The 17,738-nt window shown below is 36.8% G+C and carries 18 protein-coding genes, 1 tRNA gene and 1 pseudogene; 12 read left to right on the top strand and 8 right to left on the bottom strand.

Going from position 1 to position 17,738, the window contains the following annotated elements:
* The first annotated feature begins 3 nt into the window (after positions 1-3).
* The 3 genes from OTJ99_RS10475 (at position 4) to OTJ99_RS10465 (ending at position 2,082) form a co-directional block, all read left to right on the top strand.
* Positions 4-897: a glycoside hydrolase family 130 protein gene (locus OTJ99_RS10475; RefSeq protein ID WP_045166423.1), complete on the top strand. Its 894-nt coding sequence runs from the start codon at positions 4-6 to the stop codon at positions 895-897.
* Positions 898-967: 70 nt separating this feature from the next.
* Positions 968-1,942: a zinc-dependent alcohol dehydrogenase family protein gene (locus tag OTJ99_RS10470; protein WP_045166424.1), complete on the top strand. Its 975-nt coding sequence runs from the start codon at positions 968-970 to the stop codon at positions 1,940-1,942.
* 48 nt (positions 1,943-1,990) lie between these two features.
* Positions 1,991-2,082 (top strand) — tRNA-Ser (locus tag OTJ99_RS10465).
* Positions 2,083-2,143: 61 nt separating this feature from the next.
* Here OTJ99_RS10465 and OTJ99_RS10460 read toward each other — a convergent pair.
* Together OTJ99_RS10460 and OTJ99_RS10455 are read right to left on the bottom strand one after the other, a co-directional pair.
* Positions 2,144-3,019: a sensor histidine kinase gene (locus tag OTJ99_RS10460; protein ID WP_045166278.1), complete on the bottom strand. Its 876-nt coding sequence runs from the start codon at positions 3,017-3,019 to the stop codon at positions 2,144-2,146.
* A complete protein-coding gene (locus OTJ99_RS10455; protein ID WP_045166279.1) occupies positions 3,006-3,512 on the bottom strand; it encodes a hypothetical protein in 507 nt (168 codons plus the stop codon). The genes OTJ99_RS10460 and OTJ99_RS10455 overlap by 14 nt, the downstream gene beginning before the upstream one ends.
* 97 nt (positions 3,513-3,609) lie before the next feature.
* On the opposite strand from OTJ99_RS10455, the gene OTJ99_RS10450 reads away from it, so the two are divergent.
* From OTJ99_RS10450 to OTJ99_RS10430, 7 genes are all read left to right on the top strand, one after another.
* On the top strand, positions 3,610-4,506 hold the full coding sequence (locus OTJ99_RS10450; protein WP_045166280.1) for a DUF2156 domain-containing protein: 897 nt from the start codon (positions 3,610-3,612) through the stop codon (positions 4,504-4,506).
* Between the two features lie 389 nt (positions 4,507-4,895).
* Positions 4,896-5,135 carry a hypothetical protein gene (locus OTJ99_RS12565; protein ID WP_307188771.1) on the top strand — a complete coding sequence of 80 codons (240 nt, stop codon included), beginning with the start codon at positions 4,896-4,898 and terminating at the stop codon, positions 5,133-5,135.
* Positions 5,132-5,401 (top strand): hypothetical protein, encoded by a 270-nt coding sequence (locus OTJ99_RS12560; protein ID WP_307188772.1) that lies wholly within the window; start codon positions 5,132-5,134, stop codon positions 5,399-5,401. Before OTJ99_RS12565 ends, OTJ99_RS12560 begins: the two co-directional genes overlap by 4 nt.
* 6 nt (positions 5,402-5,407) lie before the next feature.
* Positions 5,408-5,575 carry a hypothetical protein gene (locus OTJ99_RS12555; RefSeq protein ID WP_307735182.1) on the top strand — a complete coding sequence of 56 codons (168 nt, stop codon included), beginning with the start codon at positions 5,408-5,410 and terminating at the stop codon, positions 5,573-5,575.
* Entirely contained in the window at positions 5,566-6,294 is a 729-nt protein-coding gene (locus OTJ99_RS10440; RefSeq protein ID WP_235374981.1) for a protein kinase family protein, read from the top strand. The genes OTJ99_RS12555 and OTJ99_RS10440 overlap by 10 nt, the downstream gene beginning before the upstream one ends.
* Positions 6,295-6,579: 285 nt before the next feature.
* The gene (locus OTJ99_RS10435) at positions 6,580-6,819 is read left to right on the top strand and encodes a protein kinase family protein (RefSeq protein WP_235374982.1); all 240 of its coding nucleotides are present in this window, start codon (positions 6,580-6,582) and stop codon (positions 6,817-6,819) included.
* Positions 6,813-7,571 (top strand): CotS family spore coat protein, encoded by a 759-nt coding sequence (locus tag OTJ99_RS10430; RefSeq protein ID WP_307735274.1) that lies wholly within the window; start codon positions 6,813-6,815, stop codon positions 7,569-7,571. Before OTJ99_RS10435 ends, OTJ99_RS10430 begins: the two co-directional genes overlap by 7 nt.
* 57 nt (positions 7,572-7,628) lie before the next feature.
* On the opposite strand, the gene OTJ99_RS10425 is transcribed toward OTJ99_RS10430, so the two are convergent.
* From OTJ99_RS10425 to OTJ99_RS10400, 6 genes are all read right to left on the bottom strand, one after another.
* Positions 7,629-8,420, bottom strand: a complete 792-nt coding sequence (locus OTJ99_RS10425) for a type III pantothenate kinase (RefSeq protein ID WP_045166281.1) — start codon at positions 8,418-8,420, stop codon at positions 7,629-7,631.
* A gap of 24 nt (positions 8,421-8,444) precedes the next feature.
* Positions 8,445-8,765 carry a heavy metal-binding domain-containing protein gene (locus tag OTJ99_RS10420; RefSeq protein ID WP_045166282.1) on the bottom strand — a complete coding sequence of 107 codons (321 nt, stop codon included), beginning with the start codon at positions 8,763-8,765 and terminating at the stop codon, positions 8,445-8,447.
* A gap of 12 nt (positions 8,766-8,777) precedes the next feature.
* A complete protein-coding gene (locus OTJ99_RS10415) occupies positions 8,778-10,013 on the bottom strand; it encodes an LL-diaminopimelate aminotransferase (protein ID WP_045166283.1) in 1,236 nt (411 codons plus the stop codon).
* A gap of 253 nt (positions 10,014-10,266) precedes the next feature.
* Positions 10,267-10,911, bottom strand: coding sequence for an apurinic/apyrimidinic endonuclease family protein (locus OTJ99_RS10410; protein ID WP_235374983.1), 645 nt, complete (start codon positions 10,909-10,911; stop codon positions 10,267-10,269).
* Positions 10,912-10,913: 2 nt separating this feature from the next.
* Positions 10,914-11,408 carry a hypothetical protein gene (locus tag OTJ99_RS10405; RefSeq protein WP_235374984.1) on the bottom strand — a complete coding sequence of 165 codons (495 nt, stop codon included), beginning with the start codon at positions 11,406-11,408 and terminating at the stop codon, positions 10,914-10,916.
* A gap of 49 nt (positions 11,409-11,457) precedes the next feature.
* On the bottom strand, positions 11,458-12,255 hold the full coding sequence (locus OTJ99_RS10400) for an alpha/beta hydrolase (RefSeq protein ID WP_045166284.1): 798 nt from the start codon (positions 12,253-12,255) through the stop codon (positions 11,458-11,460).
* 312 nt (positions 12,256-12,567) lie between these two features.
* Here OTJ99_RS10400 and OTJ99_RS10395 point away from each other — a divergent pair, with 312 nt between their 5' ends.
* Positions 12,568-16,890 carry an endo-1,4-beta-xylanase gene (locus OTJ99_RS10395; RefSeq protein ID WP_052671531.1) on the top strand — a complete coding sequence of 1,441 codons (4,323 nt, stop codon included), beginning with the start codon at positions 12,568-12,570 and terminating at the stop codon, positions 16,888-16,890.
* 182 nt (positions 16,891-17,072) lie between these two features.
* A pseudogene (locus OTJ99_RS10390) lies at positions 17,073-17,735 on the top strand (beta-L-arabinofuranosidase domain-containing protein); the annotation flags it as partial.
* Between the last annotated feature and the right edge of the window lie 3 nt (positions 17,736-17,738).

Here is a 17,738-nt window from a genome sequence, read left to right as displayed (position 1 = left end):
TTTATGTTCAAACTCCAAAGAGTGACAGACAAACCTGTGCTAAGACCAAAAGAGGAGAATGAATGGGAAAGGGCAGCAGTTTTCAATGCAGCAGCCATCTATCACAGAGGGCTATTTCATCTAATTTACAGGGCAACTAACATTCCACCTCACGAGAATTATGGAGAGTATGTCTCAACAATTGGATATGCAGTGTCAACAGATGGTATTAACTTTTACAGGCTTGACAAGCCAGTGATGGTTGCCGAGAATGAACAAGAAAGAAGAGGGATAGAGGACCCAAGGATTGTGGAGATTGATGGGACATTTTACATGACATACACCGGCTTTGGTGGAAGGTATGATGGCGATTTTAGGATAATGATTGCAAAGTCAAACAACCTAATTAAATGGGAGAGAATGGGAGTTGCACTTGACGAGCCAAACAAGGATGCAGCTCTTTTCCCAGAAAAGATAAATGGCAGGTATGTGATGTTCCACAGAAGATATCCAAATATGTGGCTTGCATTTTCAGATGATTTGATTCACTGGACAGACCATGTGGAAATACTGACAGTACGTGAAAATTCATGGGAGAGCAGCCGAATAGGCGTTGCAGGACCACCAATCAAGGTCAAGTTTGGATGGCTTGTTATATACCATGCAGCTGACAATAAAAATGTTTACAGGCTTGGTGCGGTACTATTGGACGCAAATGACCCAACAAAAGTGCTATCACGACTTTCTGAGCCAATATTAGAGCCAGAACTTTCTTGGGAAGTTGATGGATACATACCAAACGTTGTTTTTAGCTGTGGTCATGCAGAGGTTGGCGATGAGGTTTGGGTCTACTATGGTGGGGCAGACACTGTAATTGGCGTTGCAAAGTTCAATAAGGAAAAGATAAAATTCGATTGAAAAATTAGAGTAAAAAGTGTTAAACTCTAAAATAGAAAAAGTTCTTTACTCAAAAAAGAAGGGTAAAAAAGTGAAGGCAGCGGTATTTTATGGTCAAAAGAATCTGAAAGTAGAAGAGATTGATTTACCACCGTTGAAGCAAGGAGAAATTTTGGTAAAGGTCAAGGCTTGTGGAATATGTGGCACAGATGTGCACATATTTAGTGGTGAAGAAGGTTCTGCAAAAGTCACGCACCCTGTCATTTTAGGGCATGAGTTTTGCGGGGAAGTGGTTGAGACAAAAAGCTCTCTTTTTAAGATAGGCGATAAAGTAAGTATTGACCCAAATATTTACTGTGGGGTATGCAAATTCTGTAGAAGTGGGAAGATTCAGCTTTGTGAAAATTTATTAGCGTTGGGTGTAAACTTAAATGGTGGATTTGCAGAGTATGCTGTTGTTCCTGAAAAGCAAGCAATTGTGTTTGAAGACATAAGCTTTGAGGAGGCAGCATTGGCAGAACCTCTTGCCTGCTGCCTCCATGGAATTGAAAAACTTGAAATAAAGGCAACTGATAAGGTACTGATAATTGGTCTTGGTCCAATTGGTCTTATTATGCTTGAGATTTTGAAACTTTATGGCGTTTACAATTTATATGGATATGAGATAGATGACTTTAGAAAAGAGGTTGCAAAAGGGCAGGGTATAAAGGATATAATTGAAGAAAGTACTGACGAAAGATTTGACATTGTAATTGAATGTGCAGGAACAAAAGAGAGTATTGAGATGGCATTTGAAAAGCTTGAAAAAGGAGGACAGTTACTTGTATTTTCTGTGCCATCACCAAAGACAAATGTCTTAATAAACCCCTTTGAGATGTTCAAAAAAGAGGCAAAGGTTTATTGGTCGTTTGTAAATCCGTTTACGCAAAAGTTAGCAATTGAACTTCTTGAAAGCAAAAAAATTAATCTAAAGCATCTAATAACTCATAAAATTTCCTTAAAAGAGCTTTCTCAGGCTCTTAACAAGAGGTATGAAAAACAGCTAAAAGTGATTGTTCAGCCTTGACGAGAGAAAATATTTAGGCTATAATAAAAGATGTCTATTGAGCCACGCGGAGAAGTACTCAAGTGGTGAAGAGGCGCCCCTGCTAAGGGCGTAGGTCGGGTAAAACCGACGCGAGGGTTCGAGTCCCTCCTTCTCCGCCAGTTGAAAACAATAAAAGTTTAAAGATAAAAAAATATAACCTCTTCAAATGAGTAGAAGAGGTTATATTTTTTTTGGCAAAATTACTTTGAATGTTGTGTATCCTTCTCTTTCATGTTTATCGTAGTTTTTATACTCTGAGAAGACCTCGATCTGGCCACCATATTTTTCAACAGTAGACTTTACAATAAAAAGTCCTAATCCAGTTGAATTTTTTGTTGAATATCCAAACTCAAATATCTTTTCTTTTTTGCAATCATCAATGTATGAACCAGAGTTTGTAATAAGAATTTCAATTTGACTTCCTGTATCATTTATCTCAAGAAGCACATATTTTGAAAATGAGCACTTGGCATAATAAAAAGCATTGTCAATGAGGTTACCACAGATATTTATGAGGTCCATTGAGTCAAACTTTTGATTGCTAAAATCTACATTGTAATGAAACTCAAAATTTATATCGTATTTTTGAGCCAAAGAACTTTTTGCGAATATCAAAGCCGAAAGCTCTGCACACCCAAGCCCATAAAACTTTGATGTACTTTTGAGATTTTCGCTAATTTGCTCAATATAGCGCACAGCGTCATCGTATTTTCCAACACAAATAAGTCCCCAGATTATCTGAAGATGGTTGTTAAATTCATGCCGCTGAGCTCTTAAGATGTTTATAAAGTTGTCCAATGATTTTATATTGTCTCTATAAATGTGGGTTGCCTTAAGTGTGCTCAGTGCCGAAAAAAGAATTTTGACGGTGAATAAGTTCAAGATTGCAAGCAAAGTAAATGAGTATATAACAAGTATTCTCTGCCATAGAGGGATTCTAAGGTGTTTTATAAGTTCTGTGTTGACAAAATAGATTGAGTATATAAGCAGGAATATAATTAGAAATAGCAGAAAGAGAATTGCAAGTAAAAATTTTGTCTGCTCATTTTTCTTCATAGCCAGCTTCATTCCCTTTTTCGGATGTAATTGGAAGTAGTTTGCAGATGTCGAATAAGAAATATTTCTTACTCTTAACTACTGCTAACATAATACTCATGATAATTATTTCTATTACCAATGTGACAATATCACAAATAAGAACAGATGGTGTGAGCGATAGATTATAAGCAATGGTGCTAATTATTGAATATCCTCCAAACTTTAATGCAAGACATAATGATTGCGAAAGTAGACCTAAAATGATACCATATAAGGGTAGAAGTTTTAGATATATGATATATAAAAGTATCAAGCAAACTGTCATGAGGATTAAACCCAGCATTAGATTGATTCCGTTGTTAAACACAATGGTATCCCACAGTGCCTGTATAAAACTTACAACTAATATCTTTTTGGGGTTGTAACATACGCCAAACAGACTTAGTATCAAACTTACAAGGAAAAACACCTTTAAAAAATAAAGTGGATACAGCACTATGTAAGTAACCATTTTTTGAATCCTCTGTTTTACAAAAGTATTCTATATGATATTATATATTCTCTTTGAATTTTATTCAAAATTTTTGTATCGATATGGGGGTAAAAGTATGAAATTTTATAAAATAGATATCTCCCACAAAAAAATTTTTGACGAATATTTTAAAATTTTTCAACCTGAAATTGCTGACCTAACATTTACAAACCTTTTTATGTGGGACCCTTTTTACGATATTCACTTTACAGAAGAAGATGAGTTTTTACTAATCATGGCAAAACCCTACAACCAGCCACCATTTTTACATGGCCCTGTTGGAAATAGCATTGATAAACTTCCAAATGTGATTGAAAAAGTAAAGAGATATTTTGAGGAGCAAGGTTATAAGTTCATGTTGAAAAGAGCATCTAAAAAGACCATTGATATGCTGACTCAGTGTGGTATGAAGTTTGAGAGTATATTCGAAAGAGACCTTTCAGACTATGTCTACAGAGTCCAGGATTTGGTACAACTTAAAGGTAAAAAGTATCATGCAAAAAAGAATCATATAAACAAGTTTTTACGTCTTTACGGCAATAATTATGAGTGGAAAAGGATTGATGATGAGATTGTTAAGCTTTGCTGGGATTTTGAATGTGAATGGTATGAGAAGAAAAACGGGCAAAATGATATTGGTCTTACATTCGAGAAGCTGGCAATTGAAAGAGCAATCAGGAACTTTGATAGGCTTTCGTATCAAGGTATGGTAATTTTTATTGATGGAAGAATAAAGGCGTTTACATTTGGTGAGCCTTTAAATCAAAATACAGTTGTGATTCACATCGAAAAAGCTGACCCAGACATAGAAGGACTTTATGCTTTTATTAACAATAAATTCTTAGTAGAATTCTGGCAAGACTTTGAATTTGTCAACAGAGAAGAGGACTTGGGGAAAGAAGGAATAAGAAAAGCGAAGATGTCTTATCATCCATATAGATTTGCTGAAAAGTATACAGTGCTTTTTGATTAACAAAAATAAAAAGCCAGCCATATAATGAAATTGAAACTATATAATTTTAAAAAGCTAAAGTTTCATGGAGGGTATAAATTTTAAGCTAGTTGAGAAAAATTATTCTATCAGGATAAAGAAAGTGGAGCCAATTAAAACCCATGCATATTTTGTTCAAACAAGGGATAAAAAAGAATATTTTTTGAAACTGAGTAAAGTGGACAAATGGCATGTGGATTTTATCTTAAGTTTATATTCACACCTGAAAAAGGACATCATTTAAAGGCCACCTGATTGAATTTGAAAAGACAGTAGACGGTGGCTTTTATTTTTTAGATGAATTTGGGATAGTTTATCTTCTGTGTAAATGGATTGATGGAAGGGCTGCTGCTTACAAACTATTTTCTGATTTGAAAGTAGTTGTAGCAATCTTGCACCATCTTCATGAAGTGACAAAGTCTTTGGCAGAGAGGGAAAGCAGGATGCATCTTCCTTGTTATGAGGAGATTTTTCAAAATAAATATTCACAAATAAAGGCAATTAAGAATATTATACATCAAAAAGAAGGACGTAGTACATTTGATAAGTATTTCTTAAAAGCTTGTGAAAAATTTGAAGACAGGTTTGCTCAGTGCATATGCTATATATGAAAAAGATAGGCTCTTATTTTAGTATGCTCAACAAAAAAGTGCTTGTCCACCACGACCCTGCTCATCATAATTTTATTTTCGCTTGCGGCAATGTTTATCTTATAGACTTTGATTATGCTGTTTTTGATTACGATGTTCACGATTTTGTGAACTTGGGTATTAGGATTTTAAAAACGAATGACAGGGATATTAATATTTTTAAATTTTATCTGAAACTTTTAAAAGAAATGAATATTCCTCAAAAATTTTGGTTTGAAGTATTTTAGATTTTGATGCTTTTCCCACAAGAAGTATGGCAGGTTGGATTCCAGTACTACTTTGAGAAATGGCCATGGAGTGAGAAATACTATCTCAAAAGACTAAAAGGTGCAATTGAAACACAGACAAGAAAGGAGATGATAATAAGTAAGATCGTGGAAGGGAAGATGATTTGGCACTGAAAAATATTATCTCAATTCAATATGGGATGAATATAAAGAATATGAAACAACTGAAAAATGAATTTTTGATAAAAACTACAAAAGCAGAGTATATTGCTAAAAAGATAAAACTTTCTCCTGCAGAGATTGTTTTTATTTATCATTGCCAAGAGCATTTGAAAGAAAATAAATTTGTTAGTTTTGAAAAGATTGTCTCAACAAAAGATGGTTGCCCTTACCTGAGGTTTGACAAATCACTTTATGTGTTAATTGAACACTTCAAAAAAGAACCTGTAGAAATCAATGAGAAAAAAATCTCAAATTGTATAGAGTTTATAAACACTTTCCATGCAGCTTCCACTAATATTTTATCTACAATTGGTGCAAGGTATAAAGCCTCTTACGCCAAAGACAGAATTGCCGCAAGGAATATGTATTCAGTTTTTACAAAGATAAAGCAAAATCCAGATCTTATCAAAAATGAGAAGGTAAGAAACTCCATTTTGAGGACAATTGATAAGAATATCGAGCATGTTGAAAAAGCAATGAAGATATTGGAAGACGACAAATACCTCAGCCTCATTAGACGTTCTATGCAGGAAAATAGATTTGTTCATGGAAAGCTTACCATACACAATATAGTAAAAAGCTATAATAAATTGAGGCTGATAAATTTGTTTGATGTTGAGCTGAACATTCGCGAAAAAGACATTGCAACATTTGTAAAGAGCTTACTATAATAAGAAATAAGGATTTAGACTTTGACAAAATTATCAGGGGTTTTTACATCACCTCTTTTGATGAGTACAGACAAAAACTTATATTAGCAATTATGATCCTTCCTTATGAGTATTTTAGTGCAGTTAAAAAAGTGTTAAAGCTTGGAAATCTGGATTGGGCATCTGAAGGATTTGAAGAGAAGATAAACAGAATTTGCGAAAAGTATAAGTACAAGGATAAAATTCTCACCTCCCTGCATTAAATATCATAACTTTTCTTATAGTTTTTAGTGGAAGGTGTTTTTTATGATTTTGCTAAGAGATAAGATAACTCAATTTTTTAATATAGAGGTTTTTTATTTTATGTCTATTTGTGACATCCTTGTGCTCTCAACAGACAGTGGTTTAAAGTGTTTTAAAAAAGTTGACTACTCAGTTGAAACGCTTCTTTTTATCCACGGAGGTAAGGAACATCTTGTTTCAAGAGGGTTTTTGGATATAGACAGGTTTAACTTAAGTAAAAGAGGTAGCCTTATGTTATATTAAACGACGATATTTATGTTCTCACCGACTGGATTGATGCAAGAGAATGTGAGCTTGAAAATCCCATTGAACTAAAAGCTGCAACAGAAAAGCTTACACTTATGCACGAAGCTTCATATGGTTATACAAATGTTCCGCAAGGGGCAAGGATAAGAGATAATGTAGGAAAGCTAATGACACGCTTTGAGAAAAGGTGTAACAAGTTTTTGCTTATGAGAAAGATGGCAGAGAAAAGAAAAAGCATGTTTGATTATGAGTACTTGTTTACATATTCATATTACCATGAACTTGCCAAAGAAGCTTTTGAGAAGCTCAAAAACTCTAACTACAGTAGTCTTTGCGAAGAGGCAAGACAAAAAAGAGGTTTTATCCACCGCGACTATTCATACCATAACATCCTCTATACACAAGATGGAGATGTTTATATAATTGACTTTGACAATCTTACATATGATTTGAGAGTAATTGACATCACAAGCTTTATGCAAAAGGTATTAAAAAGAATTCATTGGGATATAAAAACAGGAGAGAGTATCTTAAACTGGTATTCAAATATTTCACCTCTGAGCAAAGATGAACTTGAACTGATTTACATTATACTTCTCTTTCCATACAGGTACTGGAAGACATGCAACAGATACTACAATGGCAAAAAGAGCTGGTCTGAAAAGGTGTTTACAGCAAAGCTCAACGAGGTGATATCAGAAAGAGAATTTTACCTTGACTTTATAAAATGGTTAGAAAAACAGATTTAAAGAGAAAGGGCAAATAAACCATTTGTAGTACTTTGGTTTATCTGCCCTTTTTAGTTTTTATATGTTCAGCTGTTTATTTTTATAGTATATTATCCTCAACCCCTCCAAGGTCAAGGTGGGATTTACAATCTGGATTGTTTTTGACTCCTGAGCAATAAGCCTTGCAAGCCCACCTGTTGCAACTACTTTTGCATCCTTTTCGTTCATCTCTTCCTTGATTTTATTCACCATATAGTCAACAAGTCCGACATAACCATAGATAATGCCTGATTGCATTGCATGGACTGTATTTTTTCCGATTACTGTTGGCGGTTTTTGAAGTTCTATCCTGTGAAGACGGCTTGCATGTGAAAAAAGCGCCTCAGCTGAGATTTTTATCCCCGGTGCAATTGCACCGCCAAGATACTCTGATTTTGAAGAAAGAGCACAAAATGTTGTTGCTGTGCCAAAATCAATTATCACAGCAGGCCCACCATAAAGCTCATTTACAGCAACAGCATTAACGATTCTGTCCGATCCAACCTCTTTGGGGTTTTCAGTTTTGATATTAAGTCCGGTTTTTATTCCCGGTCCAACAACTATTGGTGTGCAGCCAAAATACTTTTGTATAGCTCTTTCGAATGAATACATTATAGGTGGTACAACAGATGAGATTATCACATCCATTATATCTTGTGGCGAAATTCCATTGTAACTTAGCATCTGAGTCATCAAGATTCCAAACTCATCTGCAGCCTTTTCTTTATCTGTCTTCATCCTATAGCTTGCAAGGAGGTCCTTTCCTTTATAAACTCCAAAAACAATGTTTGTATTGCCTATGTCTACTACTAAAAGTTTGTCTTTCACCATGGTTTTCACCTTAAGTTTAAATTTTTATTCTACAACAACAGCGGTACCTGTTACAGAGACCATAAGCATACTGCCATTAGCACCCAGAACCTCATAGTCGATGTCAATTCCAACAACTGCGTTTGCGCCGAGCATAGCAGCTCTGTTTTGAAGCTCCTGCAAAGCTTCTTCTCTTGCACGTATAAGTTCATTTTCATAAGTGCCAGACCTTCCGCCAAATAAATCTGTGATGGATGCAATAAAATCCTTTACAAGATTTACTCCCACAATCACTTCGCTGCTTACAATTCCTCTGTACTCAACAATTCTTTTCCCTTCTACTGAAGGAGTTGTTGTGATTATCATTTTCCAAACCTCCTAAAATTCAAATTCAACGTCAGATAGCCTTCTTTTTAGCTCTTCCATGACTCTAATTTCATCCTCTGGTGTCTTTGCCTCAAATGTGACTGAGAATCTTACAAAATGGCCTGCATCGTCCCATGGTACGGTGGAGATACACTTTTCTGTAATCAAATATTCAGAAAACTCCTCAGCAGTTTCAAATCTTCTTCCACCTTTTATTCCCTTTGGAATCTCAACATACAGGTAAAATGACCCTTTTGGCTTTTGTGCATCAAAACCAAGCTCTCTTAGTGTTTTTACTAAAAGGTCATGGCGGCGGGAGTATTTTTCATTTATTCTCTCAGTAATCTCAGGATGCTCTAAAGCGTATATTCCTGCTTTTTGGATTGCCTTGAACTGACCAGAGTCGTTGTTGTCTTTGACAGCTGCAAATGCCTTTACAACAAGCTCATTTCCAGCAACAAATGCAAGTCTCCAACCTGTCATGTTGTATGCTTTGGAAAGAGAGTGAATCTCAACTCCAACCTCTTTTGCACCATCAACTGATAAGAAAGACAAAGGTTTATAGCCATCAAACACCAAAGCTGCATATGCGGCGTCATGTACTACTATGATGTTATTCTTTGCGGCAAATTCAACAACCTCTTCAAAAAACTCCTTTGTTGCAACAGCCCCGCACGGGTTGTTTGGATAGTTCAAATACATTAGCTTTGCTCTTTTTCTGATATCCTCTGGAATTGAAGACAAGTCTGGCAAGAAGTTGTTTTCTTTCAAAAGCGGGACGTTGTAAACCTCACCACCGAGCCACTTTGTGATTGTGCCAAGAACAGGATAGCCCGGCACAGTCATGATTGTTACATCACCGGGATTTATAAATGCATATGGCAAAAGTGCCAAAGCTGACTTTGAACCAATTGCATGGTTTACTTCCGTATCTGGATTTATACCTTTTACTCCGAATACTCTTTCTAAATACTTTGCAGCTGCCACTTTGAATTCATAAATACCATTGTCAGCATATCCTCTGTTTTCATCCTTCCCAGCTTCATAAGCCAAAGTTCCGATTATACCCATATCGGCCTTCTCATCAGGCTCACCAACGCCCATATCAATTAACTCCATGTCAGGATGAAGTTCTCTTGCTTTTGCCTTTGCTCTTTTGATTTTTTCAAACTTGTAAAGGACAGTCTCTTTGCCAAAATTGCTTCCGCCAATTCGCTCAGCAAACATGTTTTGAATAAAACTCTCCATACCGTCTTTCGCCTCCTCTATAAAATCTCAGGTTTTTTAGATTTCCTTTTCATTTTAAAATTTTCTACTTATTTTTATGTTAATGGTTATGTGAATAAAAATCAAGAAAAAGTTCTTGAGAATTTTTGGCGCAAAGGGTATGTATATTATTCAAAAATGGCTTGAATGAATACATTGAAATAAATAAAAAGAGCTGCAAGAGAAATTTTTTCCCTTGCAGCTGGGGTTTCACCAATTCCATAATCGGTAAAAATTACCTTTCAACCTTTGGCATAGGCGATAGAATTGAAGGATTGTTTGCCCTTGCTCTTATTAAGATTGCCTCTAAAATACCTCTGTTCTTGTGTGGCTTTTCTGTGCATGCGATTATATCCTCATGTGGCAGGTTATTAATTCTGTCATTCATTGCCTTTATTGCATCGATACAATTTATAACAGCTCTCTCAACTGGCATTCTCTCAGGATTTATGTCAATTCCAAAATATCCTCTGTATCCATACATCTTCATAACATAGAGCGCTGCTTCAGCCTGCTCAGGTGAGACAACACCCACGTTTAAGTCTTGGTCATAGTTTCCAAGTGGTTGGCTGTTCCAGTGTGTATGATAGAGCTTTCCATACTCAAGAGCAAGCGAAAATGCATATGCCAAATCTTCAAATCCCATCAGAACATGCCCAACCTCAGGATTAAGACCAACAAGTGAGTCGTTTTCTAAAATCTTCCTGTTTTCTGGATTCTGAAGGAGTTTTTCGACTTTTTGTGCAAGAAGTATACCTTCGCCAGTAAGACCGTAAATAATTCTTCCTCTTGGCTCATATGGCTTTGGCTCAATTGCAACCTTTACCCCAGGTACTGCGTCCATTGCCTCGGCAATACCTTCAGCAAATCTATCTCTCATTCTTATAAAGTCAATTCCAAATTGTTTTCATATCCGTCTCCACCAGGCCAGATGATACAGAATTCACAGTCAAGCTCCTTGTTTAGCATCAGAGATGTTTTGAGCCTCTCAATTGCCTTTTTTCTTACCTCTTCAATAGGGGATGCGAGCGATGAAAATTCGAAATCGCTTTCGTAGAAGAGGTTTGGAATTACTGACAAAACTTTTATTCCTGTGTCCTTTGAAAACTTTTTGTAAAGGTCCAAGTTGTCTTCGTTTATTTCATTTGGATAGTGAGCCTCTAAAGCACAAACTCCATAGTCTTTTAGCTTTGCAATAACTTCTAATCGTTCTTCAATAGACCTTTTCTCTCCAAGTGGTGCATGGAATCTACTTGGATGGTCAGAAAAATACCAGATTCCAACAGAGAATTTGAGGTCAAGCTCAAATGTCTTAAGGTGCTGAATTAACTCATCAATACTTCTTCTCTTCATCTGATAACTTGTGTTCTCAAGCATGCTTAAAACCTCCCTTAATCTATATGAATTTTTAAATTACTGCCAAATTTCAACTTGTTTTCTCAATAAATCCAATACTCTCAAGCCACTTTTCACAAAGCTTTGTCCAAGTCTCTACATAAGGTGTATCCTGAGCAAGCCCCAGACCATGTCTTCCATAGGGGAAAATGTGAAGCTCAAAAGGTACATTATGTTTACTCAATGCCATTGCAAACAAAAGAGAGTTTTCAACTCTGACTGAACTGTCGTCACTTGTGTGCCATATAAAAGTTGGTGGTGTGTATTCTGTTACCATGTTGTGTGTGGAAAGTGTCCAAACTACAACTGTGTCAGGGTTGCTTCCCAGCAAAGCATTTTTTGAACCCTCATGAGTAAATTCTGCCATACTAATGACAGGATAGCACAAAATCATACAGTCTGGTCGAGAAGACGTCCTTTCAACAGGGTCTTTGCTTTTTTTGTCTCCGTCATCAAAATGAGTTCCCACTGTAGATGCCAAGTGTCCCCCTGCTGAAAATCCCAAAACACCAATCTTTTTTGGATTTATATTCCACTTCTTTGCATTATACCTCACAAGCCTTACAGCCCTTTTTGCATCAAGAAGAGGTGCTGGATGCTTATAAGGAGCTACCCTATAATGTAGCACAAGGGCTGAAATTCCAATGCTATTGAGCCACATTGCAACAGGAGCGCCTTCATGTTCTGCCCTGTGTGTATATCCTCCGCCCGGGAAGACAATTATACATGAATTTTGTTTGCCGTTTTCAAGCAGGTACGGTTCTAAATATGGTACGAATTCATTTTGAGGGTCAGAAAGTGGAACATCCTTTTCCCACAGTAATATCATGAACCCGCTTTCACCCTTTTGCAATCGAAAATCTACTACAGCATTATAATACCATTAAAATAAAAATTTGAAAAGCACAATTTTAAAATAGAAGTTTTTTGTATGATGTGATATAGGCATAATCTTAGTGATTTTCCTTAAAAAATAAAACAGTTTAAGGTGGCTCTGCGTACCTTTTCTGTCAGTTGGGTTTTTTTTTAAGAGATTTCGTAGCAAAAAACGCTCAAATGACAACGGGGTGTTTATATTTGGATTTTTTATTTCATTTAAAACTGCTTTCAAAATTTGAAATCGAGGAGGGAAAGGAAAAGAATGCGAAGAAAAACTCTCGCATTACTTGTGCTTTTGGTATTTTTGGTAAGCATCATAGCACCTGCTTTGAGCCCATCTTTTGGTCAAAAGGTTTCTGCCCAGACACAGAATCCTTTAGATTACTACGCTAAATACGATTTTGAAAATGGAACTCAAGGCTGGATGGCAAGAGGGGCTTCAACTACTGTTGAGACCGTATACAAAGTTGTTTATGAGGGGGATTATTCACTAAAAGTCTCTGGTAGAACTTCTGCATGGGATGGTGCAATTGTTGACCTGACCAGTGAGCTTGCTCCATCTGTTACTTACACAGTTTCCATGTATGTATATCACAATGATGCAAAACCTCAAAGATTTTCAGTTTACGCATATCTCAAAGACTCTGCTGGAGAAAAGTACATTCAGGTCATTGACAAGGTAGCAGTTCCAAACTTCTGGAAGAAAATCAATGGTAAATTCACAATAACCACATCAAATCAAATTGAAAAGATTCAGCTCCTGGTATGTGTTCCAACAAGCAAGACAGTCGAGTTTTACGTTGACAATATTGAGATAGCAGGTCCAAACAGAGCAGGTATAAACCCTGTTGTCAAGAGCACAACATTTGAGTCAGGTATATTTGAAGGATGGCAGCCAAGAGGAAGCAGTGTATCGATTTCTGTAGTGGACACAGTAACGCATACAGGTTCGAAAAGCTTGTATGTAACAGGAAGAACTCAAAATTGGAATGGTGCGCAGATTGATGTGACATCACTTTTAGAGAAAGGAAAGAGTTATGAGATATCTGTATGGGTATATCAGGACACGGGAAGTACCCAGAAATTGACTTTGACGATGGAGAGAAAAAATGCGGATGGTAGCACCGACTATGATTCGATTGTACACCAGAAGGATGTAGGGACAAATACATGGGTAGAGCTCAAAGGCACGTATTCAGTACCAACAACAGCAATTCAGCTGCTTTTGTATGTAGAATCTCCGAATGCAACTCTCAGCTTCTATATTGATGACCTGAAAATAGTTGATCCAAATCCTGGAACAGCTGGAGTGAGACAGCCTGAATGGGAGATACCATCTTTGTTTGAACAGTACAAAAACTACTTTAGCATTGGTGTTGCGATTCCTTATAGGGTTCTTACAAATCCTGTTGAGGTTCAAATGGTTTTGAAGCATTTTAATAGTATAACCGCAGAAAATGAAATGAAACCAGATGCTATTCAGAAGACAGAAGGTAACTTTACTTTCAATGTTGCTGACGAGTATGTAAATTTTGCTCAGCAAAATGGTATTGGAATAAGAGGTCATACTCTTGTATGGCATCAACAAACTCCAGATTGGTTCTTCAAACGTTCAGATGGGACGGCACTTGATCCTAATAAGCCAGAGGATAAGCAGCTTTTGAGAGATAGATTAAAAACACATATTCAAACACTTGTTGGAAGATATGCTGGAAAGATTTATGCATGGGACGTTGTCAACGAAGCAATTGACGAAAATCAACCAGATGGATACAGAAGAAGTGAATGGTACAGGATTTTAGGACCAACTCCAGAAACCGGCGGAATACCTGAATATATCATCCTGGCATTCCAATATGCACGACAAGCTGATCCAAATGCAAAGCTTTTCTACAACGACTACAACACTGAAAATCCAAAGAAGAGACAGTTTATTTACAACCTGGTTAAAGCTCTGCATGAAAGAGGCTTGATAGACGGGGTAGGTTTGCAGGGTCACATAAATGTTGAGTCTCCAACAGTGAAAGAGATTGAGGATACAATAAAACTTTTCAGCACAATTCCGGGTCTTGAAGTTCAAATTACAGAGCTTGATATCAGCGTTTATACAAGCAGCAGCCAAAGCTATAATTCTCTACCACAGGATATAGCCATCAAGCAGGCACAGAAGTTCAGAGATATTTTCGAGATGTTGAAAAAATACAAGGGCATTGTCACAAATGTAACATTCTGGGGTTTGAAAGATGATTATTCTTGGCTATCAAAAAATGGACCTAACTGGCCGCTGCTGTTTGACAGCAACTACCAGGCAAAGTATGCATACTGGGCAATTGTTGAACCGTCAGTGCTACCACTCGCTATAAACAAGGCTTATGCGAACAATGCACAGCCAAGAATTGATGGTCTTATGGATAAAGAATACAAAGGAACTATCCCAGTTACCATTCAAAATGATGCAGGGCAGGATATTGCTCAAGTAAGGTCATTGTGGAATGGCAATGAGCTTAGCCTTTATATCACAGTAAACGATACAAGTGTAGATGTTAACAATGACAAGGTTATGATTTTCGTTGACCGAGACAATGGAAAGTTGCCAGAACTAAAAGATGATGACCACTGGGTTTCAATTTCAAGAACAGGTGCAAAGACTGAGTCAAAGATTGGCTATGTGAAAGATTATGTAGTACTGCAACAGCTAAGTGGGTATGTAGTAGAAGTAAAACTTCTTTTGAATAATAGCTTAGCAGTAAATTCAAGCATAGGATTTGACATTGCAGTTGTTGACAATGGAGTACAATATAGCTGGAACGATAAGACAAATTCACAGCTTATCGGAACAGACACCTATGGTATTTTAACAATGGCAGATAGCGTAAAATTTGCTTCAGCACCGAAGGGAACGCCAAAGATTGATGCAGAATTAGATGATGCATGGCAAAATGCACAGGAGATAACAACTGACACAAAGGTGACAGTTACAGGCACAGTATATGACTCAGCATATGCAAAAGCAAGAATGATGTGGGATGAAAATTGCATCTATGTATATGCAGTTGTGTACGATCCACTTTTGAACAAGGCAAACACAAATCCTTGGGAACAGGATTCTATCGAAATATTTATTGATGAAAACAATCATAAGACGCCTTACTATGAAAACGATGATGTTCAGTACAGGGTAAACTATGAGAATACCCAAACATTTGGAACAAATGGGGAGGCTAAAAACTTTATTACAGCAACAAAGATAATCCCAAATGGATATATTGTAGAAGCACAGGTCTATATGAGAACAACTAAGCTCTCTGAAGGAATGGTTATAGGATTTGATATCCAAGTAAATGATGCAGATAATACGGGCAAAAGAGTTGGCGTTCTGACATGGAACGATAAGATTGGTAACAATTGGAGAGATACGACTAAGTTCGGTTGCTTAGAGCTTATTGCTGCACCTGTACAACAACCAACTGTACAGCAGCCATCAACATCGCCTTCAACATCAACCACAATAACATATATTATAACCTCGACAACACCTTCCCAGCAAACACAGACGCAGCAGCAAACTCAACAAACTCAGCAGCAAACACAGCAGCAACAAACAACCCAGCAACCTGCTCAGCAACAGCAACAACAGCAGACAACTCAGCAGACACAACAACAGGAGGGTGTTGTTACAACAAAGATAAATCCAACATCAGCAACAACTGTTAATGTAGGAAACGACATAAAGGTTGTTGTACCACAGGGTGCTGTTTTGGGCGCAAATGCAACAATCAAAGTTGAAAAGATTGAGAAGTTAGATAAAGAAATTGGGCTTGGGACACTTGTTGAAAAACCAATCAAGGTTACGATAGAGAACGGTAATGTTGTAAAGCCAGTTAAGTTAGAGGTAAAGGTTGAGCCGCAAGTATTCAAAGATGATAATATCCCAGTTGCATTTGCATACGACGAACAAAAAGGCAAATGGCTGCCTGTTGCAACAAAGAAAGATGTCTCTTCAGTAACCATTACAACAAACAAAGTAGGTACGGTAGCAGTAGTTGTTGCAAGACTTGATGAGATTTATAAGGATATATCAAAAGATAATTGGGCATATGACACATTCAAGAAAGCTGTTACAAGTGGACTCATAGTAGGATATGAAGATATGACACTCAAACCGACAAAGCAAGTTTCATTTGCAGAGGCGGCAGTAGTTGCACAAAGAGCATTTGAAATTGCGCCGAAGCAAGAAGGCACAGTTAAGAATACACCACAATGGGCAGCCCAAGCAATCAAGGCATTGCTTGACAACGAAGTTATTACAGAGGTTGATGATGCAAATAGACCGCTTACAAGAATTGAGGCTGTAGCAATTATAATGAAGTTATTAGAACAAAGTGGTGTAGATATAGAACCCAAAGAGCTTGAATTTACAGACCTTCTTGAACAATCTTCAATCGATGTAGAATACTTAGCAAAAGCATATAGTTTAGGAATAGTAAAAGGTTATCCAGATAAGACTTTCAGACCACAAAACACAATAACAAGAGCAGAATTTATTGCACTAATTATGAGAGCATTGGATGTCTTAAGAAAATAAGATAACTTCTTGAAAAATTTACAAAAAAGTTGAGGTGGGGTAAAAGAGAGCCTCACCTCAACTTTTATTTTTTACCTAAAATCTCTCTACCCAAATTACTACTTTTTCAACTTGAAAAATCAAGAAAGATGTCAGAAAATAAAAGTAAAGCAAAAAACTAAGGATTTAGGTGGTGAAAAAATATGATCGAAAATCATTTCACAAATTCCCTTAAATCGTCAGAAATAGAAATAAAAGATGTCACTATTAAAGACTTGTTCTGAGGAAGATATGTAGAACTTATTCCTGATGTAGTTGTGTCATATCAGTGGGAGATATTAAATGATTTAGTTGATATTCCGGTCAAAAGCCATGCAATAAAGAATTTCAGAATAGCAGCAGGACTTGAAGATGGGGAATTTGAGGGATTTGTTTTTCAAGACAGTGATGTTGCAAAGTGGCTTGAGGCAGCTTCATATGTCCTTGAAAAATATCCAAATCCTGATTTGGAAGAGAAGGTTGACGAGGTTATAGAGCTTATTGGCAAGGCTCAGTGGGAAGAAGAATACCTCAATACATATTTTACCATCAAAGGAAAGGGTAAAAGGTGGACAAATTTAAAAGAGTGTCACGAACTCTACACTGCAGGGCACATGATAGAGCCTGGTGTTGCACATTTTCTGGCAACTGGCAAAACAAGCCTTTTGGAGATTGTAAAAAAGCTTGCAGACCACATATACAGCATTTTTGGCAAAGAAGAAGGTAAAATCCCTGGGTATGATGGTCATCCGGAGATTGAACTTGCGCTTGTAAAGCTCTATGAAGTGACTCAGGACGTGGCGATTGTTGTTTTAAGCAAAACTTTTGAT

Source organism: Caldicellulosiruptor naganoensis, from assembly GCF_026914285.1.
GTDB lineage: Bacteria > Bacillota > Thermoanaerobacteria > Caldicellulosiruptorales > Caldicellulosiruptoraceae > Caldicellulosiruptor > Caldicellulosiruptor naganoensis.
The sequence above is the reverse complement of the archived record's forward strand: the minus strand, read 5'-3'. Positions and strand labels throughout refer to the sequence as shown.